General features: G+C 44.1%; 1 protein-coding gene. It reads right to left on the bottom strand.

From position 1 onward, the window contains the following. Positions 1-324 (bottom strand): RHS repeat-associated core domain-containing protein (locus NNO04_RS22660; RefSeq protein WP_333909019.1); only part of this gene is annotated, 324 nt, incomplete at both ends.

Genomic DNA, 324 nt, shown 5'->3' with positions numbered 1-324 from the left:
TCTCTCATCAAATTCAATTCTAAATCCGGTTTTCCCATCAAGAGTGGTCATACCAACAGGTTGTCCCTTTGTAGAGCCAAATTTACCTGTATTAACTTTTTCTGCTACAAATCCACGTTCTTCAAGCCATTTTAATGCTTTATTTCTAGCTTGCTCGTATGAATTTTTCGTGCCTGTACTACAGGGGGTAAGGCCAAGCGGATCAATCCACCCCAGCGGATTCGGCGCATACTGATAAAGATTCCACCCACCGTTTAACCCAATCGGATCCTGAACAATAAACCGTCCGACCTGCGGGTCGTAGTAGCGGAACAGATTATAGTG

This window comes from Citrobacter sp. Awk 4 (assembly GCF_028069725.1).
GTDB lineage: Bacteria > Pseudomonadota > Gammaproteobacteria > Enterobacterales > Enterobacteriaceae > Citrobacter_D.
Note: the sequence above shows the minus strand (reverse complement) of the source record. Positions and strands in the feature narration are given on the sequence as shown.